General features: G+C 69.6%; 27 protein-coding genes. 14 read left to right on the top strand and 13 right to left on the bottom strand.

Annotation, left to right across the window (positions count from 1 at the left end; genetic code table 11):
- Positions 1-59: 59 nt before the first annotated feature.
- On the top strand, positions 60-1,364 hold the full coding sequence (locus ACIBBB_RS26770; protein ID WP_398986242.1) for a YibE/F family protein: 1,305 nt from the start codon (positions 60-62) through the stop codon (positions 1,362-1,364).
- Positions 1,365-1,391: 27 nt separating this feature from the next.
- On the opposite strand, the gene ACIBBB_RS26765 is transcribed toward ACIBBB_RS26770, so the two are convergent.
- The 4 genes from ACIBBB_RS26765 to ACIBBB_RS26750 form a co-directional block, all read right to left on the bottom strand.
- A complete protein-coding gene (locus ACIBBB_RS26765; RefSeq protein WP_398986240.1) occupies positions 1,392-1,826 on the bottom strand; it encodes an SsgA family sporulation/cell division regulator in 435 nt (144 codons plus the stop codon).
- A 152-nt stretch (positions 1,827-1,978) separates the two neighbouring features.
- Entirely contained in the window at positions 1,979-2,710 is a 732-nt protein-coding gene (locus ACIBBB_RS26760) for an IclR family transcriptional regulator (RefSeq protein ID WP_398986238.1), read from the bottom strand.
- Between the two features lie 326 nt (positions 2,711-3,036).
- Positions 3,037-3,255: a DUF5326 family protein gene (locus ACIBBB_RS26755; RefSeq protein WP_398986236.1), complete on the bottom strand. Its 219-nt coding sequence runs from the start codon at positions 3,253-3,255 to the stop codon at positions 3,037-3,039.
- A gap of 212 nt (positions 3,256-3,467) precedes the next feature.
- The gene (locus ACIBBB_RS26750; protein ID WP_398986234.1) at positions 3,468-3,785 is read right to left on the bottom strand and encodes a cupin domain-containing protein; all 318 of its coding nucleotides are present in this window, start codon (positions 3,783-3,785) and stop codon (positions 3,468-3,470) included.
- A 14-nt stretch (positions 3,786-3,799) separates the two neighbouring features.
- Between ACIBBB_RS26750 and ACIBBB_RS26745 the strand changes: the two genes are divergently transcribed.
- The 4 genes from ACIBBB_RS26745 to ACIBBB_RS26730 all read left to right on the top strand — a co-directional run bounded on the left by ACIBBB_RS26745 (position 3,800) and on the right by ACIBBB_RS26730 (position 7,004).
- On the top strand, positions 3,800-4,180 hold the full coding sequence (locus ACIBBB_RS26745; protein ID WP_398986232.1) for a phage holin family protein: 381 nt from the start codon (positions 3,800-3,802) through the stop codon (positions 4,178-4,180).
- 6 nt (positions 4,181-4,186) lie between these two features.
- The gene (locus ACIBBB_RS26740; protein WP_398986230.1) at positions 4,187-5,359 is read left to right on the top strand and encodes a cystathionine gamma-lyase; all 1,173 of its coding nucleotides are present in this window, start codon (positions 4,187-4,189) and stop codon (positions 5,357-5,359) included.
- A gap of 219 nt (positions 5,360-5,578) precedes the next feature.
- Positions 5,579-6,472: a LysR family transcriptional regulator gene (locus tag ACIBBB_RS26735; RefSeq protein ID WP_398986228.1), complete on the top strand. Its 894-nt coding sequence runs from the start codon at positions 5,579-5,581 to the stop codon at positions 6,470-6,472.
- 52 nt (positions 6,473-6,524) lie between these two features.
- Positions 6,525-7,004, top strand: coding sequence for an NUDIX domain-containing protein (locus tag ACIBBB_RS26730; protein ID WP_398986226.1), 480 nt, complete (start codon positions 6,525-6,527; stop codon positions 7,002-7,004).
- 16 nt (positions 7,005-7,020) lie between these two features.
- Here ACIBBB_RS26730 and ACIBBB_RS26725 read toward each other — a convergent pair whose 3' ends face one another.
- A complete protein-coding gene (locus ACIBBB_RS26725; protein WP_398986224.1) occupies positions 7,021-7,689 on the bottom strand; it encodes an HAD family hydrolase in 669 nt (222 codons plus the stop codon).
- 76 nt (positions 7,690-7,765) lie between these two features.
- Here ACIBBB_RS26725 and ACIBBB_RS26720 point away from each other — a divergent pair, with 76 nt between their 5' ends.
- A complete protein-coding gene (locus ACIBBB_RS26720) occupies positions 7,766-8,305 on the top strand; it encodes a DUF2269 domain-containing protein (protein ID WP_398986222.1) in 540 nt (179 codons plus the stop codon).
- A gap of 19 nt (positions 8,306-8,324) precedes the next feature.
- On the opposite strand, the gene ACIBBB_RS26715 is transcribed toward ACIBBB_RS26720, so the two are convergent.
- The gene (locus ACIBBB_RS26715; RefSeq protein ID WP_398986220.1) at positions 8,325-9,521 is read right to left on the bottom strand and encodes an MFS transporter; all 1,197 of its coding nucleotides are present in this window, start codon (positions 9,519-9,521) and stop codon (positions 8,325-8,327) included.
- A 179-nt stretch (positions 9,522-9,700) separates the two neighbouring features.
- Here ACIBBB_RS26715 and ACIBBB_RS26710 point away from each other — a divergent pair, with 179 nt between their 5' ends.
- Entirely contained in the window at positions 9,701-10,174 is a 474-nt protein-coding gene (locus tag ACIBBB_RS26710) for a MarR family winged helix-turn-helix transcriptional regulator (protein ID WP_398986218.1), read from the top strand.
- A gap of 10 nt (positions 10,175-10,184) precedes the next feature.
- Positions 10,185-10,673 carry a GNAT family N-acetyltransferase gene (locus tag ACIBBB_RS26705; RefSeq protein WP_398986216.1) on the top strand — a complete coding sequence of 163 codons (489 nt, stop codon included), beginning with the start codon at positions 10,185-10,187 and terminating at the stop codon, positions 10,671-10,673.
- 61 nt (positions 10,674-10,734) lie between these two features.
- Here ACIBBB_RS26705 and ACIBBB_RS26700 read toward each other — a convergent pair whose 3' ends face one another.
- The gene (locus ACIBBB_RS26700) at positions 10,735-12,111 is read right to left on the bottom strand and encodes a serine hydrolase domain-containing protein (protein ID WP_398986214.1); all 1,377 of its coding nucleotides are present in this window, start codon (positions 12,109-12,111) and stop codon (positions 10,735-10,737) included.
- Between the two features lie 292 nt (positions 12,112-12,403).
- Here ACIBBB_RS26700 and ACIBBB_RS26695 point away from each other — a divergent pair, with 292 nt between their 5' ends.
- Positions 12,404-13,015, top strand: a complete 612-nt coding sequence (locus ACIBBB_RS26695) for a TIGR04222 domain-containing membrane protein (protein ID WP_398986212.1) — start codon at positions 12,404-12,406, stop codon at positions 13,013-13,015.
- A gap of 33 nt (positions 13,016-13,048) precedes the next feature.
- Complete coding sequence (locus tag ACIBBB_RS26690) at positions 13,049-14,056, top strand: aminoglycoside phosphotransferase family protein (RefSeq protein WP_398986210.1); 1,008 nt, start codon at positions 13,049-13,051, stop codon at positions 14,054-14,056.
- A gap of 79 nt (positions 14,057-14,135) precedes the next feature.
- Here the strand turns inward: ACIBBB_RS26690 and ACIBBB_RS26685 are convergent, their stop codons facing one another.
- Both ACIBBB_RS26685 and dnaB read right to left on the bottom strand, forming a co-directional pair.
- Entirely contained in the window at positions 14,136-14,663 is a 528-nt protein-coding gene (locus ACIBBB_RS26685; protein ID WP_398986208.1) for a GNAT family N-acetyltransferase, read from the bottom strand.
- A gap of 73 nt (positions 14,664-14,736) precedes the next feature.
- On the bottom strand, positions 14,737-16,215 hold the full coding sequence (gene dnaB / locus ACIBBB_RS26680; RefSeq protein ID WP_398986206.1) for a replicative DNA helicase: 1,479 nt from the start codon (positions 16,213-16,215) through the stop codon (positions 14,737-14,739).
- 423 nt (positions 16,216-16,638) lie between these two features.
- Here dnaB and ACIBBB_RS26675 point away from each other — a divergent pair, with 423 nt between their 5' ends.
- Positions 16,639-18,054 (top strand): MATE family efflux transporter, encoded by a 1,416-nt coding sequence (locus ACIBBB_RS26675; protein ID WP_398986204.1) that lies wholly within the window; start codon positions 16,639-16,641, stop codon positions 18,052-18,054.
- Between the two features lie 147 nt (positions 18,055-18,201).
- On the opposite strand, the gene rplI is transcribed toward ACIBBB_RS26675, so the two are convergent.
- The 4 genes from rplI to rpsF all read right to left on the bottom strand — a co-directional run bounded on the left by rplI (position 18,202) and on the right by rpsF (position 19,924).
- Complete coding sequence (gene rplI / locus ACIBBB_RS26670) at positions 18,202-18,648, bottom strand: 50S ribosomal protein L9 (protein WP_329385038.1); 447 nt, start codon at positions 18,646-18,648, stop codon at positions 18,202-18,204.
- 18 nt (positions 18,649-18,666) lie between these two features.
- The gene (rpsR, locus tag ACIBBB_RS26665; protein WP_003967857.1) at positions 18,667-18,903 is read right to left on the bottom strand and encodes a 30S ribosomal protein S18; all 237 of its coding nucleotides are present in this window, start codon (positions 18,901-18,903) and stop codon (positions 18,667-18,669) included.
- Between the two features lie 42 nt (positions 18,904-18,945).
- Complete coding sequence (locus ACIBBB_RS26660) at positions 18,946-19,557, bottom strand: single-stranded DNA-binding protein (RefSeq protein WP_398986201.1); 612 nt, start codon at positions 19,555-19,557, stop codon at positions 18,946-18,948.
- Between the two features lie 76 nt (positions 19,558-19,633).
- Positions 19,634-19,924: a 30S ribosomal protein S6 gene (rpsF, locus tag ACIBBB_RS26655; protein ID WP_069626054.1), complete on the bottom strand. Its 291-nt coding sequence runs from the start codon at positions 19,922-19,924 to the stop codon at positions 19,634-19,636.
- A gap of 271 nt (positions 19,925-20,195) precedes the next feature.
- Between rpsF and ACIBBB_RS26650 the strand changes: the two genes are divergently transcribed.
- From ACIBBB_RS26650 to ACIBBB_RS26640, 3 genes are all read left to right on the top strand, one after another.
- Complete coding sequence (locus tag ACIBBB_RS26650; RefSeq protein WP_398986199.1) at positions 20,196-20,510, top strand: hypothetical protein; 315 nt, start codon at positions 20,196-20,198, stop codon at positions 20,508-20,510.
- Positions 20,511-20,645: 135 nt separating this feature from the next.
- A complete protein-coding gene (locus tag ACIBBB_RS26645; protein ID WP_329385031.1) occupies positions 20,646-21,764 on the top strand; it encodes a peptidoglycan bridge formation glycyltransferase FemA/FemB family protein in 1,119 nt (372 codons plus the stop codon).
- A 162-nt stretch (positions 21,765-21,926) separates the two neighbouring features.
- Entirely contained in the window at positions 21,927-22,958 is a 1,032-nt protein-coding gene (locus tag ACIBBB_RS26640) for an alanine racemase (RefSeq protein ID WP_398986196.1), read from the top strand.
- Positions 22,959-22,969: the final 11 nt, after the last annotated feature.

Below are 22,969 nucleotides of genomic sequence, written 5' to 3'. Positions count from 1 at the left end.
TAACGCGCTATCGGGCGTGCTGAACAGAGGGCCTACACCGTTCTTGCGATGATCGGTCGGTGACCCCATCCCCGCAGACACCCGATCCGCACGGCCACTCGCACAGTCATGGGCCGGCCGCGCCGGTCTCCAGACACCTGCGCAAGGTCATCGCCGCGGTGCTGATTCCCTTCGCGACGGCCGTCGTTGTCGGTCTGATCGTGCTCTGGCCCGGCGGCACCCCGGCCCACGAACGCACCGGTGTCGGCTTCGACCGGCAGACCCAGCAGGGCCAGGTGGTGAAGATCGAGCAGGTCGACTGCAGTGACGTGAACGCCGCTCAAGTCCCGTCGACGGGCGATACGTCGACGCCGCAGGGGCGGGAGGCGGAGCGCGCGCAGAACGGGGACTGCGAGAAGGCGACGGTGGAGGTGAAGAGCGGCAAGGACAAGGGGCGCAGGTTCGTCGAGGTCGTCCAGCCGGACGCGCCGCGGCAGTTTCACGTGAATCAGGACGTCGTGGTGGCCTACGCGCCGGACGCGCCGAAGGATCTCCAGTACTCGGTCACGGACGTGGACCGCACGGTGCCGATGGCGCTGCTGGCCGGGATCTTCGCGCTCGCGGTGATCGTGGTGGGGCGGCTGCGCGGGCTGATGGCACTGGTCGCGCTCGTCATCTCGTTCGCCGTACTGACGCTCTTCATCCTGCCGGCGATTCTCCAGGGCTCGAACCCGCTCATCGTGGCGGTCGTCGGCGCGAGCGCGATCATGCTGATCGCGCTGTATCTGTGCCACGGCCTCACGGCCCGTACGTCCGTCGCCGTGCTCGGCACCCTGATCTCCCTGCTGCTGATCGGGCTGCTGGGCTCGCTGTTCATCGGCTGGGCGAGCCTGACGGGCAACACGGACGACAACACCGGGCTGATCCACGGGCTGTTCCCGGAGATCGACATGAGCGGTCTGCTGCTGGCCGGCGTGATCATCGGATCGCTGGGTGTGCTGGACGATGTGACGGTCACCCAGACGTCGGCGGTGTGGGAGCTGCGTCAGGCGGACCCCGACATGGGGCCCCGCGCGCTCTACCGTGCGGGTATCCGGATCGGACGCGACCACATCGCGTCGGTGGTCAACACGCTCGTACTGGCCTACGCGGGCGCGGCGCTGCCGCTGCTGCTGCTCTTCTCGATCGCGGAGTCGAGCGTGGGGACGGTGGCCAACAGCGAGCTGGTGGCCGAGGAGATCGTACGGACCCTGGTGGGGTCGATCGGTCTGGTCGCGTCGGTCCCGGTGACCACGGCACTGGCGGCGCTGGTGGTCTCGGCCGACCGGCCGGGATCGTCGGCGCCGCGCGGTGGTGGCCGCGGTGGACGGCGCCGCAAGGCGTAGCCGCGACGGCGCCCGCGGGGGCGGCGCTCAGCCCGCGTTCTCCTCGGCGAGGATGCGGCCGAGCGTCTCCTCCAGGTCGGTCTCGAAGTCCCCGAGCGCCATCTCCTGGCCGAGCGGGACCAGCCGGTCCGTACGGTCGAGGAAGGCCACCAGCGGCGGGGCGCTGGCCCGGAACAGCGCGTGCTCCGCGCCGACCTGGAGCCTGATGTGGACGTCGGAGAGCTCTTCGGGCTCGGTCGGCGAGATGTACACGTCGCCGTCGCCGCTGGGCTCGTTGATGCCGTCGATCAGCAGCTCACGGCCGAAGGCCCAGGTGACCGGGGCGTCGCCGGGCAGATGGAACGTCATCCGCACCGCGTAGGGGTCCGTCGTCTCGTAACGGAGTTCCACCGGAATTCGGAATGAGAGCTCTTCGGAGACAAGGAAACTCATCAGGACTTCGGCCTGAACCAACTCGCGCATCATGTACCCCGCAGTGGAAGACGGAAAGTTACGGAGAGTAAGAAATTCAGAGAGATTTCGGGGGTTTCAGGGGTGAAACGTCCGGTATTGATGCCCCTTGATCCTCTTCTTAATCGTCCAGCACGCTGTAACGGATCACAAGGAGTGATATTTCAGATACTGATAGAGAATTCCAGCGAGCCGATCATGCTTCCGATCTCTTTGCATAGCAGTTCGACAGCGGGAAGCAGTCTTTCCTCCTGATGCAGCGGCACGGACGTCGCGAGGGTCGCGACCGTCGCCCCTGCCCTGATCGGTACGGCGGCGCAGACCTGGCCGAGCGCGTACTCCTGGCGCTCCAGCACCGGTCCCGTACGCCTCATGGCGCCGAGGCGCGCGAGCAGTGTGCGCCGGTCGGCGACGGAGTAGGGGGTGAGCGGGCCCACGGGATACCGGTCCAGATGGTCCCGGCGGGCCTCCTCGTCGAGCTGGCTCAGCAGACACTGGCCGATCGCGTGCGCGTGCGCGGTCTCGCGGAAGGCGGCCCACTCGGCGACGGCGGGCGCCGCGGGGCTGTCGGCCACCGCGACGATCTCGATCTCGCCCTCGCGGTAGATCGCGAAGTACACCGGCGCCCCGATCAGATCGCGGCAGTGCTCCATCGACTCGACCATGGTGCGCCGGGCCCGGCCGGCCCCCGAGACCTCGCCGTTCACCAGGCGGTCCACCGCGTCACCGAGAAAGAACACGCCCTTCTCCCGGCGCAGATATCCCTCGTGGGTCAGGGTGCGCAGCAGGTGATAGGCGGTGGGGAGGGGAAGACCGGCCTCCCGGGCCAGCTGTTTCGCCGGGGCGCCGCTCGGATGGGAGCCGGCCGACTCCAGCAGGCGCAGCGCACGCCGCACCGAACCGATGAGGGTAGGGGCAGCTGGCGTGGTCGCTGTGGCCAAAGGTCACCCCCAGGCGTACTGACGGGCGTGCGCCCGCTCGCGGGGGCCGCCCCCGCGCCTGCCGCGCCCCGGGGGGACCCGAGACAGAGTCCGAGGTCCGGCGCCGAGAACCCGCACAATGCGTTGGTCAAAGCGACCATCGACGCTGTTTTCGCAGGACGCAGCAGAGGCTTGCCACTCTAATGGCAGCCTCTGAGCGGGGCGTGGTTTCGTCTCCGCCATTCCCCCGCGCGGGCTAACGGCGGGGGCGGGGGCCGCCCCGGTGAGGGGCGGCGGCGCTCCTACCAGTCGCCACGCGAGGACGAGGACGACGTGAACTTCCTTACGCCGTAGACGAGTCCGCCGACGAGGGCCACCAGGATCAGCACCTTGAAGAGCAGCCCGATCACAAATCCGACGACGCTCGCGATCAGCCCGCCGAACACCACGAGAACGACCACGGGCAACGCGATCCACTTCACCCACCAGGGCATTCCCGCGACAATCTCCCGTACCGCCATCGTCCTTACCTCGTTCCGTGAGTACCTGAAGCATTACAGATAGCGTGAATACGTGAGATACGTTCCCGCTTCCTTCGATGCTAGAGCGGCTCGGGCCGAAGCGGAGGTCCCGGAGCCCTGGAACTCCCCTGATCCGACCCTGACGAAATCGGTGGGGGTCGGCCTCCGGTTCCGGCCGGGCCAGCGCGGCGCCCGGCCGCCCCGCGCCCGGCTCAGCCCTCCGGCGGGGAGAAGACGACCATCACCCGCAGGTCCTCGGTGATGTGGTGGAACTTGTGCGGCACACCGGACGGTACGTAGATCACGCTGCCGCGCCCCACCTGCGTCGTCTCCATGCCCACGGTGATCGAGGCACGCCCGCTCATGACGAGGTAGACCTCGTCCTGGCGGTGCGGCTGCTGCGGGTCGATGGTGCCGGCGTCCAGCGCGTACAGGCCGACGGACATGTTCCGTTCCCGTACAAACTGCAGATACGCCCCGTCGTTGGCGGCACGTTCCGCCTCCAGCTCGTCCAGTCGGAATGCCTTCATGCCACGATCTCACCATGAGAAATTTCGTAGTCAAGACGATCGCCAACGCCGGTGCGCTGGCCGTGGCGATCTGGTTGATCAATGACATAACCCTGACCGGTGACAGCACCGGCAAGAAGGCTCTGGCGCTGGTCGTCGTGGCGCTGATCTTCGGGGTGGTCAATTTCCTCGTCAAGCCGGTCGTCCAGCTGCTCACGCTGCCGCTGTTCATCGTCACCCTGGGTCTGTTCACGCTGGTCGTGAACGCGCTGATGCTGCTGCTGACCTCCTGGCTCGCCGACAAGCTCGACCTGAGCTTCCATGTCGAGGGCTTCTGGACGGCCGTGCTCGGCGGGCTCATCATCTCGATCGTGTCGTGGGCGCTGAACATGGTGCTCCCCGACGACAAGGACTGATCGCCCGTGGAACACGGGACAGGCGCCGGCCCGGGCCCGGACGACGAGATCGGGGACGGCACGCGGGCCGTACGGGCCGGGCTGCCCGAGCCGGTCAAGTACGAGCCGACCATGCCGGGTCCGGTGTTCGCCGCCCACTTCCATCTGCCGGGGGAGCCGACGGGCCCGTACACCTACGGCCGCGACACCAACCCCACCTGGACCCATCTGGAACGGGCCATCGGCGAGCTGGAGGCCCCGGGCCGGGCCGTCGAGACGGTCGTCTTCGCCTCCGGGATGGCCGCGATCTCGGCGGTGCTCTTCTCCCAGCTGCGCACCGGCGACGCGGTCGTGCTGCCGGACGACGGGTATCAGGCGCTGCCGCTGGTACGGGAGCAGCTCACCGCGTACGGCATCGAGGTGCGGACCGCGCCCACCGCCCGCGACGCGCAGCTCGACGTGCTGGCGGGAGCCCGGCTGCTGTGGATCGAGACCCCGTCCAACCCCGGGCTCGACGTCTGCGACATCCGCCGACTGGCGCGGGCGGCACACGAGCAGGGCGCGCTCGTCGCCGTCGACAACACGCTCGCCACCCCGCTCGGCCAGCGGCCCCTGGAGCTCGGCGCGGACTTCTCCGTGGCCAGCGACACCAAGGGCATGACGGGCCACGGCGATATCCTCCTGGGCCATGTGACCTGCGAAGATCCCGAACTGGCCGCGGGTGTGCGGGGCTGGCGCAAGATCGCCGGCGCCATCCCCGGGCCGATGGAGGCGTGGCTCGCCCACCGTTCACTGGCCACGCTCCACCTGCGCGTCGACCGGCAGTGCGCGAACGCGCTGCTGCTCGCGCGGGCGCTGAGCGGGCGGGCGCTGAGCGGGCGGGCCGACGTGAGCGGGCTGCGCTACCCCGGACTGCCCGACGACCCCTCGCACGCCGTCGCGTCCACGCAGATGCGGCGCTACGGCTGCGTGGTGTCCTTCGTGCTGCCCGACCGGGACCATGCCGAGCGCTTTCTGGACGGGCTGCGGCTGGTGGACGACGCGACGAGCTTCGGCGGAGTGCGGTCGACGGCGGAACGCCGGGGGCGGTGGGGCGGCGACGCCGTACCGGAGGGCTTCGTGCGGTTCTCCGTGGGCGCCGAGGACCCCGAGGACCTCATCGCCGACGTACTGCGCGCACTGGACGAAGCGGCGCCCTGACCTGGTCCGGAAATGGAACGGGCGGTCCGAGCCTCCCCCCTCGTGGCTCGGACCGCCCTCGGGTTCCACGTGAAGAACCACGCCCACAAGGCTAGTTGACTCTGAGTCAGTGTCCAATCACAGTAGCGACAGCGGCCTATCGACTTATTTATAGTTGGACGCTCCGGCGACGGACTCTGGGACGGGTTCGCGTGGGGCCGGAAGTTGAGGAGGGCTGTCATGGACCTGGCCCTGCTGCGCACCTTCGTCACCGTCCACCGAGCCGGCTCCTTCACCCGCGCCGCCGCCCTGCTCGGGCTCTCCCAGCCCGCGGTCACCGGCCAGATACGCACCCTGGAACGCCAGTTGGGCCGCCCGCTCTTCCTGCGCCAGGCCCGGGGCGTCACCCCCACCACCATCGGCGACGAACTCGCCCACCGTGCCGCACCCCACCTCGACGCCCTGGTCGAGATCACCGAGACGGGGCTCGACGACGAGTCGGGCGTTCGGACGCTCCATCTCGCGGGGCCGCCGGAGTTCACCTCCGTACGCGCCCTGCCCGCGCTCACCCCGCTGATCAGCCAGGGCCTCGCGCTCCGCGCCTCCTTCTTCGGCAACGCCGAGGAGACCCTGGACGGACTCGCCGCAGGGCACCACGACCTCGCCATCGCGACCGCCCGGCCACGCGGCGGGCTGCTCACCGCGACACCGCTCTGCGACGAGGAGCATGTCCTGGTCGCCTCGCCCCGCTGGGCCGCGCGGCTGGGCCACGACGTACTGCGCAAGGGCCATGTCGTCCTGGAACAGCTGCCGGTGGTGGAGGTCCACGAATCCCTGCCGCTCGTCTCCCGCTACTGGGGCTCGGTCTTCGACTCGCGGCCGGCCGCCGCGGGGGCCGTCATCGCGCCGGACCTGCGCGCCGTCCTGGAGAGCGCGGCGGCGGGCGCCGGACTGGCCGTACTGCCCCGCTATCTGTGCGAAGCCGCGCTGGAACGCGGCGAGGTCGTCGCCCTCTACGACCCGCCGGTGCCGCCGCTGCGCACGTACTTCCTCGTCGTACGCACCGGCACACTCGCCCTGCCGCACATCGCGCGGGCGCACGAATGGCTGCTGCGCGCTTCGGTCGACTGGTGACCGCCGGGCCCGGGGGAGTTTCGACCCGGCCCTATCGGGCCACGCTCTTCCCATGACCGAACGGCCCGTGGTCAAGCGCACCGCACGCGCCATCCTGCTCGACGGCGACCATCTCGTCCTCATCAAGCGCACCAAGCCGGGTGTCGATCCGTACTGGCTGACTCCCGGCGGCGGGGTCGAGCCGGACGACACCACCGTCGTCGCGGCACTCCACCGCGAGGTCGACGAGGAACTGGGCGCCAAGGTCACCGACGTCGTGCCCTGTTTCGTCGACACCGTCGAGCACATCGCGGACGGCGGCGTCACCGGCGTGAAGGTGCAGCACTTCTTCGTCTGCCGGCTCGAATCGATGGATCCGTCGCTGCGGCACGGGCCGGAGATCGACGAGCCGTCTGGGGAGTACGAGATCGTACGGGTGCCGTTCAGCCGGGTCGGGATCGCCGCCGTCCATCTCGTACCGCTGTCGCTGCGGCATTATCTGGACGGCAACATCGAGGGCGTACGGGCGATGCACGCGCCTGACCTGGGCTGACGACGGAGGAGCTCCCCTAGGCTCGCGGACCGTCGAGCAGCGCGAACGCCTCGCGCAGATCGCCGCCCGTGTACGTGTGCGTGGCGAGCCCGGCCAGATGGTGGTCCGCGTTCACCGCCACCGCACGCGGTACGGACGCGAAGATCGCCGCGTCGGACATCGAGTCCCCGAAGGCGACACAGTCCGCCTCCCGGACCCCGAACCGCGCGCACAGCTCGTCGGCGATCCGGACCTTGGCCGCCGTGTTGAGGATCCCCGCCCGGTCCAGCGGTCCGGTGAACGGCAAAGCGGGCCAGCGCGAGCCGTACGTGGCGTGCGCGCCCCACGGCAGCAGACGCTCCACGAAGAAGTCCGGCGAGAGCGTGATCACGGCGCAGTAGTCGCCCCGCGCACGGATGGTCTCCCAGACCTCCCGGATCCCGGCCAGCCACGGTGCTCCCTCGAAGGCCGCCTCCACCTGTACGGCGGTGAGCTCCGACCAGAGCTCCCTGGCCCGTACGGCGAACTCGTCCGGGGCCAGTCCCGCGGTCAGGAACTCACGCTCCAGCTCCGCGATCTCGGCACTCACCCCGAGCTGCCGGGATATCTCGACCGCGGCGGCCGATCCCCGGATCAGCGTGCCGTCGAGGTCGAAGAGATACAGGGTGCGGGGGCGGTCGCCGATGTGCTTCCCGGGGCTGTCCATGTACGCCGAGGTTAGTACGGGCGGTTACTCCCGCCGTCAGACGCCCTCCGGCGTGAATCACGGCACCGTGTTCCACGTGAAACCACTCAAGCGGCCCGCCCGCCGGGCACTCCTCGTCGTCCATGTCGCCGTCTCCGTGAGCTGGCTGGGCCTCACCCTCGGCCTGCTCACGCTTGGTATCACCGCGTACACCACCGGCGACTCCACTCTCACCGATGCCTCCTACCGCGCGATGAACGTCTTCGCCGACTGGCTGCTCGCGCCCGTCGTCGTGGTCACGCTCGTCAGCGGTCTGGTGCTCTCGCTGGGTACGCCCTGGGGGCTGGCCCGGTACCACTGGGTCTGGATCAAGTTCTGGATCACGCTCGTCACCGGCGCGGCGACGGTCTTCGCGCTGCGGCCGGGGATCGGGCAGGCGGCCGACAGCGGCGGTGTGCCCGACATCAGCCTGGTCGCGGCGCCGGCGGTGGCGACCGGCGCGTATCTCTTCATGACCGTCGTCTCGGTGCTGAAGCCGTGGGGGCTGACGCGCCGGGGGCGGCGGCACCGGGCCGCCGCACGCGGCACCCGTACGGGAGGTACGGAGTCGGGGAAGCGCCTCAGCCCGGCCGCCTGAGGCTGCTGGAGCACGGCGGTCAGACCAAAGTCGGTGTGGTGGTGCCCGTGGTGGCGACGTCGCTGCCACGGGCACCACGGCGTTCCAGGGTGTGCGAGACGACGGCGAGGAGCAGCGCGGACGCGGCGAGTGCGGCACCGACCCAGTTGGGCGCGGCGTAGCCGAGCCCGGCGCCGATGACCAGGCCGCCGAGCCAGGCGGCGAGGGCGTTGCCCAGGTTGAACGCGCCGATGTTGACGGCGGAGGCGAGCGTCGGGGCGCCCGACGCCTGGTCGAGGACGCGCTTCTGGAGCGGCGGCACGGTCGCGAAGCCGAGCGCGCCGATCAGGAAGAGGGTGACGGCGGCGGCGATCTTGTCGTGCGCGGTGAGGGTGAACAGCGCCAGGACCACGGACAGGGCGCCGAGCGACACATACAGCATGGGCATGAGGTGGCGGTCGGCGTACCGGCCGCCGACGAGGTTGCCGACGACCATGCCGAGGCCGAGGAGGACCAGGAGCCAGGTGACGGAGGAGTCGGCGAAGCCGGCGGTCCTCGTCATCATCGGGGTGATGTAGGTGATCGCGGCGAAGACTCCGCCGAAGCCGAGGACCGTCATCCCCATGGCGAGCAGGACCTGGACGTTGCGGAACGCGGCCACCTCGTGGCGGATCCGTACGCCTTTCGGGCGCGGCTGCTCCGGTACGAGCTTGGCGACGCCCGCGAGACCGACGACTCCGAGGCCCGCGACGAGGAGGAAGGTCGCGCGCCAGCCGGTGGTCTGGCCGACGTACGTACCGAGGGGTACGCCCACCACATTGGCGAGGGTGAGACCGGTGAACATCATCGCGATGGCGCCGGCCCGCTTGTGCGGCGCGACGAGCCCCGCGGCGACGACCGACCCGATGCCGAAGAACGCGCCGTGGGCGAGCGAGGCGACGACGCGGCCGGTGAGCATGAGACCGAAGGTGGGGGCGAGGGCGGACACCACGTTGCCCGCGATGAACAGACCCATCAGCAGCATCAGCATGCGCTTGCGGCTGACCCGGGTGCCCAGGATGGTCATGATCGGCGCGCCGAGTACGACTCCGAGTGCGTAACCGCTGACCAGGTGGCCCGCGGTGGGGATCGTGACGCCGTACTCGGAGGCGACCTCGGGAAGCAGTCCCATGATCACGAATTCGGTGGTCCCGATCCCGAACGCCCCGATGGCCAGGGCGAGGAGCGCGAGTGGCATGGGTGTGGCCTTTCCCGGAGGTACGTGAGTGCTGCTTGCATGTGCGCTTTACGAGCGTGGACAATACTTGCAGGCGCGGTTTAATTGCAAGCGCGCTATATTGCAGAGGTGCCCTATCCTGGGCCGAGGGAGCTCCGGGTCGATGGAGACGGCGGAGACGACGGACGGAAGACGACGAGATGACTGCCACGGACCCCGCACTCACCGCCCTCGCCCAGGGCTGGGTGGCCCTCTCCCTGCTGCACAGCAGGATCGAGTCGCACATCGAGCGGGCTCTGCAGCGCGGGCACGACCTCAGCGTCCGCGAGTACTCACTGCTCGACGTCCTCAGCCGGCAGCACGACGGCGAAGGCGGTCACCTCCAGATGAAGCAGGTCGCCGACGCCGTGGTCCTCAGCCAGAGCGCGACCACCCGACTGGTCACCCGGCTTGAGGACCGCGGGCTCCTCACCCGCTATCTCTGCCCCACCGACCGGCGCGGGATCTACACCGACGTCAGCGAAGCGGGCCTGCGGCTGCTGGCCGGGGCGCGGCCGACGAACGACGCCGCGCTGCGCGAGGCGCTGGACGCGGCGGCGACGAATCCCGAGCTCGCGCCGCTGGTCAGGGCAGTGAAAGAGCTGCGTGTGCCCGCCCAATCGGCACCGGCGTAATCTGCGGTACATGACCGATCCGCACACCGATCCAGACACCGACCTGCACATACGTCCGGCCGACGCCTCGGACATCCCGGCGATCGTCGCCATGCTCGCCGACGACCGGCTGGGCGCGGCGCGGGAGTCGCCGGACGACCTCACCCCGTACCTCAGGGCGTTCGAGCGGCTCGCCGACGACCCGAACCAGTACCAGGTCGTCGCCGAGCGCGACGGACGAGTCGTCGGAACGCTGCAACTGACGATCATCGCCGGGATCTCCCGCCGGGGCGCGACGCGTTCGGTCATCGAGGGCGTACGGGTGCACTCCGACGAGCGCGGCTCCGGCCTCGGCACCCGGCTGATCCAGTGGGCCATCGACGAGTCCGGGCGCCAGGGCTGCCAGTTGGTCCAGCTGACGTCCGACGCGTCGCGTACGGACGCCCTGCGCTTCTACGAGCGGCTCGGCTTCACCGCGTCCCATGTCGGGCTGAAGCTGAGCCTGGACGCCGGGGCCTAGCCGACGGGGCCGGGGACGGAGCTGCCGCGGTGGGTTTCTCCGTCCGGTTTCACGTGAAACATCACAGGCCGCGCCAGCCCTGCTCGTCCACCCCGCCCGGGACCGCGTCCCCGGGCTCGTACGGCTCGCGGGTGTAGACGAAGGAGCCCAGGTCGAGATGGCTCACCTCGCCGTCCGGGCGCCGGACGACCCGCAGCGTCTCCCCCGTGTAGTAACCGTCGAGGCCCTTCCATGTCCCGTCCGTCCGGGCCGTGAACCGGGAGCGGCGGCCCGCCGCGCGCAGCGGCCGGAAGTCCAGGCCGCCGTCCGCCGTCAGGCGCAGTACGAACGGGGTGGCGCCCCAGTACCAGGGGCCCGTGAGTTCCAGCAGAGCCGGGTCGACCTCGGGCAGTGGCCGCCATGGCTCGGGGATACGGGGCTCCGCGTCCGCCACGATGCCGATCAGGTCGGCGGCGACGGCGCCGGTGAGTGGTCCTGAGGTGGCGTTGGCGAGAGCGACGGCCACCAGCCCGTCCTCGACACTCACCCAGAGCGCGGCGACGAAGCCCGGCAGGGAGCCGGTGTGCCCGGCCAGCGTGCGGCCGCCGCGGTGGGCGAGTTGCACGCCGAGCCCATAACCGCCGTCCCACTCCCCGCCCTCGGGAGGCGTGGCGGGTGTCCGGGCCTCCCGCAGCGACGCGGCGCTCAGGACGCGGTCGTCGCCCTCGGCGAGGAACGTGCCGAAGCGGCACAGGTCCGCGGCCGTCGACCAGAGCTGGCCGGCGGGGGCCATAAGACCGAGATCCTCCGCGGGTTCGGGCAGAATCGCGTCGGCCCAGGGATGTACGGCCCAGCCGCCGGCCGCCGGGGCGATGGGCCCTGTGCTCGTACGGTGCAGCGACAGCGGTTCCAGCACCTCCCGCCGCAGCACCTCCTCCCAGGACGCGCCACGCACCGCCTCGATCAGCGAACCGAGCAGGGTGTAGCCGGGGTTGGAGTAGTGGTGCAGCCGTCCGGCGGGGTGCAGCACGGGGTGCTCACCGAGGACGTCTGCCAGCTCGGGGCGTGTCGTACCCGGTGTGCGCTCCCACCAGGGAGCCGGCGCCTCGGCCGCCAGTCCTGCTCCATGACCGAGCAGTTGGGCGATGGTGACCGCACCGACGCCGGTGCCGGGAAGGTGCTTCTCCAGCGGGTCCGCCAGATCGAGCAGGCCCTCGTCGCGGAGCCGCAGCACCGACACGGCGGTGAAGCACTTGGTGATCGAACCGATCCGGTACTGGGTGTCCGCGTCCGGCTCATGGCCGTCCACACAACTGCGCCCGCCCGACCAGACGGTGCGCCCGTCGCGTGCGACCGCGCCCACGAACGAGGGCGCGCGGCCCTCGGACTGCGCGACGGCGACGCGGTGCAGCAGGGCGCGCCGCGTACCGGGGAGGAGGTCTTCGAAAGGTGAGGTCATGGTCCACATCTATCGGTAGGGCCCGCCCGAGTCGACCTCATTTCAGCGCACCGGGGGCGTCCGCCCGCCGGCCCGCGCCCCGCGCGTACCTTCGTCGGGCCGGGGGTCGGCTAGAGGCATACCTTGGACAGTCGCCGCGTACGGCTCCCCTGATGCGCCAGGCGTCCTGAGCAGGGCCGTACGGCCGTACCTCAAGTCTTCCTCTGAACTGCCGCCGCGCCAGGCCCCGTTCCGGGCATTGGGGCCATACTGGCGAAAGACGACATCAGGGACGGGGGCTCCTGTGCGGACCATGAGCTGGCGGCGCGTCTCGGCGGCCGAACGACGAATCGAAGCGTACGAAGTGGCCTATCTGGCCGGTGGACCTCAACGCGTCCTGGAAGCCACGCTCTTCGCGCTGCGCGACCGGGGGGCCGTCACGGTCGTCGGCCCCCGGGTGCGCGCGGTCGAGGAGGACGACAGGCTCGCGGGGCACCCCGTCGAACGGGCGGTCCTCGCGAACTGCCCGCGCGGGAGGAGCCTGAAAGTCGTCGCGAACGCCGTACGGGGCGGCCCGGAAGTCGCGGAGATCAAGCGCGAGCTGGTGGCCCTCGGCCTCATCACCCGCGGCCGCCACCGGCTCACCCCGGCGGGCAGGCGGCAGTTGGCGGAGGCCAAGAAGGCAGCCACGCTCCCCCCGTACATCTTCGACGGCCCGACGGGCCACCCGGACAGACGCCTGCGCCGCCTCGTCGCGGGTACGTCGCTCCCGTCCGGCCTGGGCCGCACCCTGATACGCATGGGCAGGGCCACGGAAGCGGACCACGACTACGACTACGACCCGGGCTCTCCCGACACCCACTCGTCCTCGGAACCGGGCGGCTTCAGCTGCGGGAGCGGCGGGGGCGGCGGCGGAAATGACTAGCTCGTGCTTCGGGAACGCTGATGAGATGGACCGATGCAACATGATGCGTCGGTGGCCCCGGACCGGGGGCAGTACCCGGACGCGGTGACGCCCTGGGAACAGGATGAGTGGCGGGAAGCGGCCCTCGGCTGGGCGGAGCGGCAGCTCGCGGCCCATGGGCTGCGCGAAACAGGACGGCGAACGGTGCGGCTGCGGCCGTGGTCCGTGTTGGTGCGGATGCCCGTCGAAGAACACGACGCCGTGTGGTTCAAGGCCAACCCGCCCGGCAGCGTCTTCGAAGGCGGCCTGACCGAGGCGTTGGCGGGCTGGGTCCCCGAGCACGTACTGAAACCGCTCGCCGTCGACACCGGGCGTGGATGGTCGCTGCTTCCGGACGGCGGACCGCTCTTCAGGGACGTACTGAACCGTGGCTCCGGCGGCCCGCGGGCCTGGGAAGCACTGCTGAGCCAGTACGCCGAGATGCAGCGGGCCCTGCGTCCGTACACCGAGAAGATCGAATCGCTCGGTGTTCCCAACGCCCGTCCGGCTGTCCTTCCCGAGATCTTCGACAGCATCGTCGACAAGAACACCGAGCTGGGGCCCAGCGACCTCAAGGAGTTGCGCGCGTCGCGTCCCCGCCTCGTGGACTGGTGCGGGGAGCTCGCGGGCATCGGCATCGCCGACTCGCTCGATCATTCCGATCTGCACGACGGTCAGCTCTTCGCCCCGGAGCCGGGCCGTTTCACCTTCTTCGACTGGGGCGACGCGACGGTCTCACACCCCTTCTGCAGCCTGCTGGTCCCCGCCCTCGCGGCCCGCGAGCGGTACGGCTCCCAGGTACTGCCGCGACTCCGGGACGCTTACCTGGAGCCGTGGACAGGGGCCGGACACACAACGGCCGAATTGCGACGCGCTGTCAGCCTGGCCTGGCGGCTCGGGGCGATCGGCCGGGCCAGTGCCTGGGGCCGTCTCTTTCCCGGGACATCCGACGGCGCGGTCGCCCCGGGAGACGCGGAGAGTGCCCACTGGCTGGTCGAACTCTTCGCCGAACCACTTCTGTGACGGCGTGCGCGGTCGAGGCGTTCGCCGCGGGGAGCGGCATCGAGCGCCTCGCCGCGCGGGTGGACCGCGAGAGACCCGATTACTTCCAGTCCTCGACCAGGAGCCCGAGCAGCACCTCGTCCAGGAACTCGCCCATCACCCAGGCCGAAGAACGCAGTACGCCCTCGCGGACGAAGCCGTTGCGCTCGGCGGAGCGCAGCATCGCCGCGTTGTCCGACAGCGTCTCGATCTGTAGCCGGCGCAGGCTGCGCACGACGAAGCCGTAGTGGCAGAGAACCGCGACCACGTCGGTTCCATAGCCCTTGCCACGGCAGGACGGCAGCAGCCCCAGCCCGATGTGCGCGGACCGGTTGTGGGTGTCGATGTCCCACAGCGTCGCGGTGCCGACCAGCGCGCCGCCGTCCAGCTCCACCACGGAGAACCGGACGTGCCCCTGCTCCTTGTGGTCCACCGCGGCCGGTGAGTCCTTCGAGCCGGGAGTGATCGGCCGCCACGGCCGGCTCTCGGCCCGCGAGGAGTTGACCACGTCGTCGTAGAGCTCGGCCTCCAGGATCGGAATGTCCTCTTCGTGCCGGGCCCTCAGCCCGACCTTGCTTCCTCGTAGCATGCGGGCTTCCTATCCGGCCGGGCCGACCGGCGGCAAACCAATAAACCGAATCGGCCTCCGCATCGCAGCCGGCTCAGGTCTGTGCCATGTCCACGAAGCGTGAGTAGTGGCCCTGGAACGCCACTGTGATCGTCGCCGTCGGGCCGTTACGGTGCTTCGCCACGATCAGGTCCGCCTCGCCCGCGCGCGGGGACTCCTTCTCGTACGCGTCCTCCCGGTGCAGCAGCACCACCATGTCCGCGTCCTGCTCGATGGATCCCGACTCACGCAGGTCGGAGACCATCGGCTTCTTGTCCGTGCGCTGCTCGGGGCCACGGTTCAGCTGGGAGAGCGCGATCACCGGGAGCTCCAGCTCCTTCGCCAGCAGTTTGAGGTTTCGCGACATGTCCGAGACCTCCTGCTGGCGGCTCTCCGCGCGCTTCGAGCCGCCGGACTGCATCAGCTGGAGGTAGTCGATGACCACCAGCTTCAGCCCGTTGCGCTGCTTGAGCCGGCGGCACTTCGCGCGGATCTCCATCATCGACAGGTTCGGCGAGTCGTCGATGTACAGCGGAGCCTGTGAGACGTCCGGCATCCGGCGGGCCAGTCGTGTCCAGTCCTCGTCGGTCATCGTGCCCGAACGCATATGGTGCAGCGCCACCCGCGCCTCGGCCGAGAGCAGACGCATCGCGATCTCGTTGCGGCCCATCTCCAGCGAGAAGATGACGCTCGGCAAGTTGTTCTTGATGGAGGCCGCGCGCGCGAAGTCCAGCGCGAGCGTGGACTTACCCATAGCGGGACGGGCCGCGATGACAATCATCTGGCCCGGGTGCAGCCCGTTCGTGAGCGAGTCGAAGTCGGTGAACCCCGTCGGCACCCCCGTCATCTCGCCGCTGCGCGAACCGATCGCCTCGATCTCGTCGAGCGCGCCCTCCATGATGTCGCCGAGGGGCAGATAGTCCTCGCTGGTGCGCTGCTCGGTGACCGCGTAGATCTCGGCCTGGGCGGAGTTGACGATCTCGTCGACGTCCCCGTCCGCCGCGTATCCCATCTGCGTGATCTTGGTGCCGGCCTCGACGAGGCGGCGCAGCACCGCGCGCTCGTGCACGATCTCCGCGTAGTACGACGCGTTCGCCGCCGTCGGCACCGACTGGACCAGCGTGTGCAGATATGACGCTCCGCCGACCCGGGTGATCTCACCGCGCCTGGTCAGCTCGGCGGCCACCGTGATGGGGTCGGCCGGTTCGCCCTTCGCGTACAGGTCGAGGATCGCCTGGAAGACCGTCTCGTGCGCGGGACGGTAGAAGTCGTGGCCCTTGATGGTCTCCACGACATCGGCGATCGCGTCCTTGGAGAGGAGCATGCCGCCGAGGACGGACTGCTCGGCGTCCAGATCCTGGGGGGGCACCCGCTCGAAGCCGGGTGATCCGCCGTCCCACGCCGCGTTGTCCCTGCCGCGCTCGTGCTGCTCCTCGCGGCCCCTCGCCTCACCGCGGCGCTGGCGGGAGACAGGCAGACGATCGCTCGGCCCGGCTTCGGTCCAGGGGTCGTCCAATGGCTCGGGGATGCTCATCCGGCCACCTCCTCCCGTCCGCCCAGCGGACCTCGCCGTGCCACTCTTTCTACGGCACGACACTGACAAATCGAGTGGCCTGACTCCGGTTCCGGCGCGTCGGACGTCGGTCCACGGTAGGCCCGCGGGGACCGTCCGCCAATCTGGTTATCCACAGGCCATGTGGACGAAGGACCATATGCTGTGGAGAACCCCGGCGAACCTGTGCACGGACCGGGGGACAGCACTGTGGACAACCTCGCGGCCCGGCCGCCACACCCGCTCTGAGCTGGCCTTTCTCCGTCCACCGGCTGTGGGGGAGAAAAACTTTTCAAGCTGGTCCAAGATCCGAGCAAACGGCGCACAGCAGCGCCTGGTTCCCGCCTGATGGTAAGGATCACTTGGTCATTGCATCTCTTACCTGTGGAAGATTAGATTGACCGCATGACACAGGTCCCCACGGCACCCGGGTCCGGACCCGACAGTGGCTCCGGCAACGGACTCGACAGCCGGTCACAGATCGGCCCGTCCAAGGGCGCAGGGACCAAGGCCGACCGGCGGCGGCACGATCGCGAGATCGTCGCGCTCGCCGTCCCCGCCTTCGGCGCCCTCGTCGCCGAGCCCCTGTTCCTGATGGTCGACAGCGCCATCGTCGGCCATCTCGGCACTCCGCAGCTCGCCGGTCTCGCGATCGCGGCGGCACTGCTGACCACGGCCGTGAGCATCTTCGTCTTCCTCGCCTACGCCACCACGGCGGCCGTCGCCCGCCGCGTCGGCGCGGGCGATCTTCAGGCGGCCATCCGGCAGGGCATGGACGGCATCTGGCTCGCCCTGCTGCTGGGCGCCGCCGTCATCGCCGTCACCCTCCCCCTGGCGCCCTGGCTCGTCGACATCTTCGGCGCCTCGGACACCGCCGCCCCGTACGCGATCACCTATCTGCGAATATCCAGCCTCGGTATCCCCGCCATGCTGGTCGTCCTGGCCGCCACGGGTGTCCTGCGCGGTCTCCAGGACACCCGGACCCCCCTGTACGTCGCCATCGGCGGCTTCGCCGCCAACGCGGTCCTCAATGTGGGCCTCGTCTACGGCGCCGGTCTCGGCATCGCCGGTTCCGCCTGGGGAACCGTCATCGCCCAGTTCGGCATGGCCACCGCCTATCTGGTGGTGGTCGTACGAGGGGCCCGCCGCCACGGCGCCTCGCTGCGGCCCGACTCCGCCGGCATACGGGCGAGCGCCCAGGCGGGCGTTCCCCTCCTCGTACGCACGCTCTCCCTGCGCGCCGTCCTGATGATCGCCACCGCCGTCGCTGCCCGCCTCGGTGACGCCGACGTCGCAGCGCACCAGATCATCCTGTCCCTGTGGAGCCTGATGTCCTTCGCGCTCGACGCCATCGCCATCGCCGGACAGGCCATCATCGGCCGGTATCTGGGGGCGAACGATCCCCAGAGCGCCAGGGACGTCTGCCGTCGCATGGTGCAGTGGGGCGTGGTCTCCGGCGTCGGGCTCGGGGTGCTCATCGTGCTGGCGCGCCCCCTGTTCATCCCGCTCTTCACCGGCGACCAGGTGGTCCAGGACACGCTGCTGCCGGCACTTCTGGTCGTGGCGGTCACCCAGCCGATCGCGGGCATCGTCTTCGTCCTGGACGGTGTGCTGATGGGGGCGGGCGACGGCCCCTATCTGGCGAAGGCGATGGTCGTGACGCTGGCGGTCTTCGCCCCGGCCGCCCTGCTGGTGCCCGTGTTCGGGGGCGGCCTCACCGCCCTGTGGTGGGCCATGACGCTCATGATGGCGGTCCGCATGCTGACGCTGTGGCTCCGCACCCGGTCCGGCCACTGGCTGGTCACGGGCGCCACCCGCTGACCGGACCCCGGCGGGTCGGGACCGCCGGGCGGGACCGCTCGTCGTTTCACGTGAAACGACGAGAGGGCCGCACCCCCGGCTGGGGTGCGGCCCTCCCACTGTCTACCGGCCACCGGGCGGACCCGGTGAACCCATTCGGTCAGAGCCCTACGCGGGCACGACCTCGACGCCGAACTTCGCGGCGACCTCGGGGTGCAGACGCACGGACACCTGGTGCGAGCCCAGGGTCTTGATCGGCGAACCGAGCTCGATACGACGCTTGTCGACGTCCGGACCACCGGCGGACTTGATCGCCGAAGCGAGGTCGGCCGGGGTGACGGAGCCGAAGAGACGGCCGGCGTCGCCGGAGCGAACGGCCAGACGCACCTTCACGCCTTCGATGCGGGCCTTGATCTCGTTGGCCTGCTCGATGGTGGCGATCTCGTGGATCTTGCGAGCGCGACGAATCTGCTCGACGTCCTTCTCGCCACCCTTGGTCCAGCGGATCGCGAAACCACGCGGGACCAGGTAGTTACGGGCGTACCCGTCCTTGACGTCGACGACATCGCCGGCGGTGCCGAGGCCGGAGACCTCTTGAGTGAGGATGATCTTCATGATTAGGTCACCCTCCCCTTATCGCGCGGTGGATGTGTAGGGCAGCAGCGCCATCTCACGGCTGTTCTTGACGGCCGTGGCGACGTCACGCTGGTGCTGCGTGCAGTTGCCGGTGACGCGGCGGGCACGGATCTTGCCACGGTCGGAAATGAACTTCCGCAGCATGTTCGTGTCCTTGTAGTCCACGTACTGGGTCTTGTCCTTGCAGAACGCGCAGACCTTCTTCTTAGGCTTGCGCACAGGCGGCTTCGCCATGGTGTTTCTCCTGTGTGATCAAGAAAGTGGGAGCGAGCTGCCCTAGAAGGGCGGCTCGTCCGAGTAGCCGCCGCCGGAACCGCCGGAGCTTCCGCCCCAGCTGCCTCCGTTGCCCCCGCCGCCGCCCTGCGGCTGCTGCTGGCCGCCGGCCGGCGCGCTGGTCGCCCAGGGGTCGTCGGCGGGTGCTCCGCCGCCGCCCTGCTGGCCACCACCGGAACCGCCGCCCCAGCTGCCGCCGCCCTGCTGCTGACCGCCGCCACCGCCGCCGTAACCGCCCTGGGCGCCGCGACCGGTGGTCTTGGTGACCTTGGCCGTGGCCGTCTTCAGGCTGGGGCCGACTTCCTCGACGTCCAGCTCGTAGACCGTGCGCTTGACGCCCTCGCGGTCCTCGTAGGACCGCTGCTTCAGCCGGCCCTGCACGACGACGCGCATGCCCCGCTGGAGCGACTCGGCGACATTCTCCGCCGCCTGACGCCAGACCGAGCAGGTGAGGAACAGGCCATCGCCGTCCTTCCACTCGTTGGTCTGCTTGTCGAAGATGCGGGGAGTGGACGCGACACGGAACTTCGCGACCGCCGCACCGGACGGGGTGAAGCGCAGCTCGGGGTCGTCGACGAGATTGCCGACGACCGTGATGACGGTCTCGCCTGCCATTGGGTGAACCTCTCGGCGGGGATTTCTGCTTGCTGCTTGGCTGCTACTCGGACCCGATGACCGTTGAGCTAGGAGCTCAGTGGGTCTCGGGACGGAGGACCTTGGTCCGGAGGACCGACTCGTTCAGGTTCATCTGTCGGTCGAGCTCCTTGACGATCGCGGGCTCAGCCTGCAGATCGATGACCGAGTAGATGCCCTCGGGCTTCTTCTTGATCTCGTAAGAGAGACGACGACGGCCCCAGGTGTCGACCTTCTCAACCTTTCCTTCGCCCTCACGGACGACGGAGAGGAAGTTCTCGATCAGCGGGGAGACTGCTCGCTCCTCGAGATCGGGGTCGAGGATGACCATCACCTCGTAGTGACGCATGTGGAACCCACCTCCTTTGGACTCAGCGGCCACGGTCGTTCCGTGGCAGGAGGGTCGTGATGCGTGAGCAACGGTATCGGCCGCCACTGACAATCCCGCTCGACGAGCGATGATCGCTTTCTGGCCTGGGCAGACACCGGTGCAGACCGTACAGACTACCCGCAGACCGGCTTCCGGTTGAAATCCGGCCGGGTACGGACGCACTCTGTACACATCGGGTGTGGGCGGCGTTACGATGCGCCGCTTCCGGCAAGGCGCCAGGAGGTGCCCCATGGCACAGGCAATGCAACCGAACTCGACCGGTTCTCTCTTCGCCACCGATCATCGGCCCCATCCCCTCCAGGACGCCCTGCTCTGGGTGACCGCGGTGCTGGGCGTCCTCGCGTTCATCTCCGGGATGTTCCACAACCTGCATCTGCTCAGCTCCTGGGCCGGGCTCATCGGTATCCTCACCGGCCTGTACAGCCAGTTCGTCTCGGTGACGACACACGAGCGGTTCGCGACGCTCATGGGCCTGGGCTCGGCGGCGGTCGGCTTCTACCTCGGGATGGCTCACGGCGGCCTCTTCGGCGGAGTGATCGGCTAGCACCGGCTCCGAAGGCGGGCCCCGATGCCCGCTCCGCCCCGTGGCCAGCCGGGGCGCTCCATCGGCAAGTAGGCTTCGGCGCGAGAGCCGGAGCCCCCCTACTCCATGGGGACACATCTGCGAGGAGCGCCCCGCATGACCCTGACGCTGAGCACCATCAGTCGCGAGCAGCATCTGGCGTACATCCAGAGCCTGCCCGCGGCCAGCCACTGCCAGGTCCCCGCGTGGGCGGACGTGAAGACGGAGTGGCGCTCGGAGAGCCTGGGCTGGTTCGACAGGGACGGCCAGTTGGTCGGCGCCGGCCTGGTGCTCTACCGCCAACTGCCCAAGATCAAGCGGTACCTGGCGTATCTGCCCGAGGGCCCGGTCATCAACTGGTACGCCCCGAACCTGAGCGACTGGCTCCAGCCGATGCTGGCCCATCTGAAGAACCAGGGCGCGTTCTCCGTGAAGATGGGCCCGCCCGTGGTGATCCGCCGCTGGGACGCCGGGGCCATCAAGTCGGGGATCCAGGACCAGGACGTCAAGCGGCTGCGGGACGTCGAGGCCACCCACATCGAGCCGCGCGCCTTCGAGGTGGCCGACCGGCTGCGCAAGATGGGCTGGCAGCAGGGCGAGGACGGCGGGGCCGGCTTCGGTGACGTACAGCCCCGCTACGTCTTCCAGGTGCCGCTGGCCAACCGCTCCCTGGACGATGTCCTCAAGGGCTTCAACCAGCTGTGGCGGCGCAACATCAAGAAGGCGGAGAAGGCGGGCGTCGAGGTCGTCCAGGCCGGCTACAACGACCTGGAGGAGTGGCAGCGCCTGTACGAGATCACGGCCGAGCGCGACCACTTCCGGCCCCGCCCGCTCTCGTACTTCCAGCGGATGTGGACCGTCCTCAACTCCGAGGACCCCAACCGCATGCGGCTGTACTTCGCCCGGCACGAGGGGGAGAACGTCGCCGCCGCGACGATGCTCATCGTGGGCGGCCACGTCTGGTACTCCTACGGGGCGTCGGCCAACCACAAGCGGGAGGTCCGGCCGTCGAACGCGATGCAGTGGCGGATGCTCCGTGACGCGTACGCGATGGGGGCCACGGTCTACGACCTGCGCGGCATCTCCGACTCCCTCGACGAGACGGACCACCTGTTCGGTCTCATCCAGTTCAAGGTGGGCACGGGTGGCGAGGCCGTCGAGTACGTGGGTGAGTGGGACTTCCCGCTCAACAAGCTGCTCCACAAGGCTCTCGACATGTACATGTCTCGCCGCTGACCCCGAGTCCCTGGGCGGCGGAGTGCCGGTGGTCAGCACGCTGCGGTGCGAGACACCGGTGAACCGCACCATCGCGCCCAATAATTGCGTAAGGCCCCCAAGGCCCTCAAGAACGTTCATATCCTTCATACACCGCAGCCGAGAGAAAGGTTCCGGACCGGCATGGCGCTCTCCCTCTACGTCGACACCGCGCGCTGGCGGGCGCACCAGAAGTCGGTCATTGACCAGTTCCCGGGCCTCGTCCCGGTCTGCAAGGGCAATGGCTACGGCTTCGGACACGAGCGGCTCTCCGAGGAGACCACCCGCTTCGAGTCCGACATCCTCGCGGTCGGCACCATCTACGAAGCCGCCCGCATCAAGGACTGGTTCAGCGGCGACCTGCTGGTCCTGACCCCCTTCCGCCGCGGCGAGGAGCCCGTACCGCTGCCCGACCGCGTCATCCGCTCCGTCTCCTCGGTCGACGGCGTCTTCGCCCTGGTGGGCGCCCGCGTCGTCATCGAGTGCATGAGTTCCATGAAGCGCCACGGTGTCCGCGAGCAGGAGCTCAACCAGCTGCACGCGGCCATCGAGGACGTACGCCTCGAAGGCTTCGCCCTGCACCTGCCGCTCGACCGCACGGACGGATCCGACGCGGTCGAGGAGGTCATCGGCTGGATGGACCGGCTGCGCGCCGCCCGGCTCCCGCTGCACACCATGTTCGTCAGCCATCTGCGCGCCGAGGAACTGGCCCGTCTCCAGCGGCAGTTCCCGCAGACCCGGTTCCGCGCCCGCATCGGAACTCGGCTGTGGCTCGGCGACCACGACGCGACCGAGTACCGGGGCGCCGTGCTGGACGTGACACGCGTCGTCAAGGGCGACCGGTTCGGCTACCGCCAGCAGAAGACCGCCTCCGAGGGCTGGCTGGTGGTCGTCGCGGGCGGTACGTCGCACGGAGTCGGGCTCGAAGCCCCCAAGGCGCTGCACGGCGTGATGCCACGTGCCAAGGGTGTGGCGCGGGCGGGCCTGGCGACGGTCAACCGCAACCTCTCGCCGTTCGTCTGGTCGGGCAAGCAGCGCTGGTTCGCCGAGCCGCCGCACATGCAGGTGTCGATCCTGTTCGTGCCGGCCGACGCGCAGGAGCCCAAGGTGGGCGACGAGCTGGTGGCGCACCTGCGCCACACGACGACCCAGTTCGACCGCCTCGTGGACCGCTAGCCCGCCGAAAC

It is taken from the genome of Streptomyces sp. NPDC051217, from assembly GCF_044455465.1.
Taxonomy (GTDB): domain Bacteria; phylum Actinomycetota; class Actinomycetes; order Streptomycetales; family Streptomycetaceae; genus Streptomyces.
Note: the sequence above shows the minus strand (reverse complement) of the source record. Positions and strands in the feature narration are given on the sequence as shown.

Coding starts and splice junctions, on each gene's coding strand:
- ACIBBB_RS26765 (WP_398986240.1), bottom strand. CDS start 1,826: ATGCGCGAGTTGGTTCAGGCCGAAGTCCTGATGAGTTTCCTTGTCTCC.
- ACIBBB_RS26755 (WP_398986236.1), bottom strand. CDS start 3,255: ATGGCGGTACGGGAGATTGTCGCGGGAATGCCCTGGTGGGTGAAGTGG.
- ACIBBB_RS26750 (WP_398986234.1), bottom strand. CDS start 3,785: ATGAAGGCATTCCGACTGGACGAGCTGGAGGCGGAACGTGCCGCCAAC.
- ACIBBB_RS26745 (WP_398986232.1), top strand. CDS start 3,800: ATGAGAAATTTCGTAGTCAAGACGATCGCCAACGCCGGTGCGCTGGCC.
- ACIBBB_RS26735 (WP_398986228.1), top strand. CDS start 5,579: ATGGACCTGGCCCTGCTGCGCACCTTCGTCACCGTCCACCGAGCCGGC.
- ACIBBB_RS26730 (WP_398986226.1), top strand. CDS start 6,525: ATGACCGAACGGCCCGTGGTCAAGCGCACCGCACGCGCCATCCTGCTC.
- ACIBBB_RS26725 (WP_398986224.1), bottom strand. CDS start 7,689: ATGGACAGCCCCGGGAAGCACATCGGCGACCGCCCCCGCACCCTGTAT.
- ACIBBB_RS26715 (WP_398986220.1), bottom strand. CDS start 9,521: ATGCCACTCGCGCTCCTCGCCCTGGCCATCGGGGCGTTCGGGATCGGG.
- ACIBBB_RS26710 (WP_398986218.1), top strand. CDS start 9,701: ATGACTGCCACGGACCCCGCACTCACCGCCCTCGCCCAGGGCTGGGTG.
- ACIBBB_RS26705 (WP_398986216.1), top strand. CDS start 10,185: ATGACCGATCCGCACACCGATCCAGACACCGACCTGCACATACGTCCG.
- ACIBBB_RS26700 (WP_398986214.1), bottom strand. CDS start 12,111: ATGACCTCACCTTTCGAAGACCTCCTCCCCGGTACGCGGCGCGCCCTG.
- ACIBBB_RS26695 (WP_398986212.1), top strand. CDS start 12,404: ATGAGCTGGCGGCGCGTCTCGGCGGCCGAACGACGAATCGAAGCGTAC.
- ACIBBB_RS26690 (WP_398986210.1), top strand. CDS start 13,049: ATGCAACATGATGCGTCGGTGGCCCCGGACCGGGGGCAGTACCCGGAC.
- ACIBBB_RS26685 (WP_398986208.1), bottom strand. CDS start 14,663: ATGCTACGAGGAAGCAAGGTCGGGCTGAGGGCCCGGCACGAAGAGGAC.
- dnaB (WP_398986206.1), bottom strand. CDS start 16,215: ATGAGCATCCCCGAGCCATTGGACGACCCCTGGACCGAAGCCGGGCCG.
- ACIBBB_RS26675 (WP_398986204.1), top strand. CDS start 16,639: ATGACACAGGTCCCCACGGCACCCGGGTCCGGACCCGACAGTGGCTCC.
- rplI (WP_329385038.1), bottom strand. CDS start 18,648: ATGAAGATCATCCTCACTCAAGAGGTCTCCGGCCTCGGCACCGCCGGC.
- rpsR (WP_003967857.1), bottom strand. CDS start 18,903: ATGGCGAAGCCGCCTGTGCGCAAGCCTAAGAAGAAGGTCTGCGCGTTC.
- ACIBBB_RS26660 (WP_398986201.1), bottom strand. CDS start 19,557: ATGGCAGGCGAGACCGTCATCACGGTCGTCGGCAATCTCGTCGACGAC.
- rpsF (WP_069626054.1), bottom strand. CDS start 19,924: ATGCGTCACTACGAGGTGATGGTCATCCTCGACCCCGATCTCGAGGAG.
- ACIBBB_RS26650 (WP_398986199.1), top strand. CDS start 20,196: ATGGCACAGGCAATGCAACCGAACTCGACCGGTTCTCTCTTCGCCACC.
- ACIBBB_RS26645 (WP_329385031.1), top strand. CDS start 20,646: ATGACCCTGACGCTGAGCACCATCAGTCGCGAGCAGCATCTGGCGTAC.
- ACIBBB_RS26640 (WP_398986196.1), top strand. CDS start 21,927: ATGGCGCTCTCCCTCTACGTCGACACCGCGCGCTGGCGGGCGCACCAG.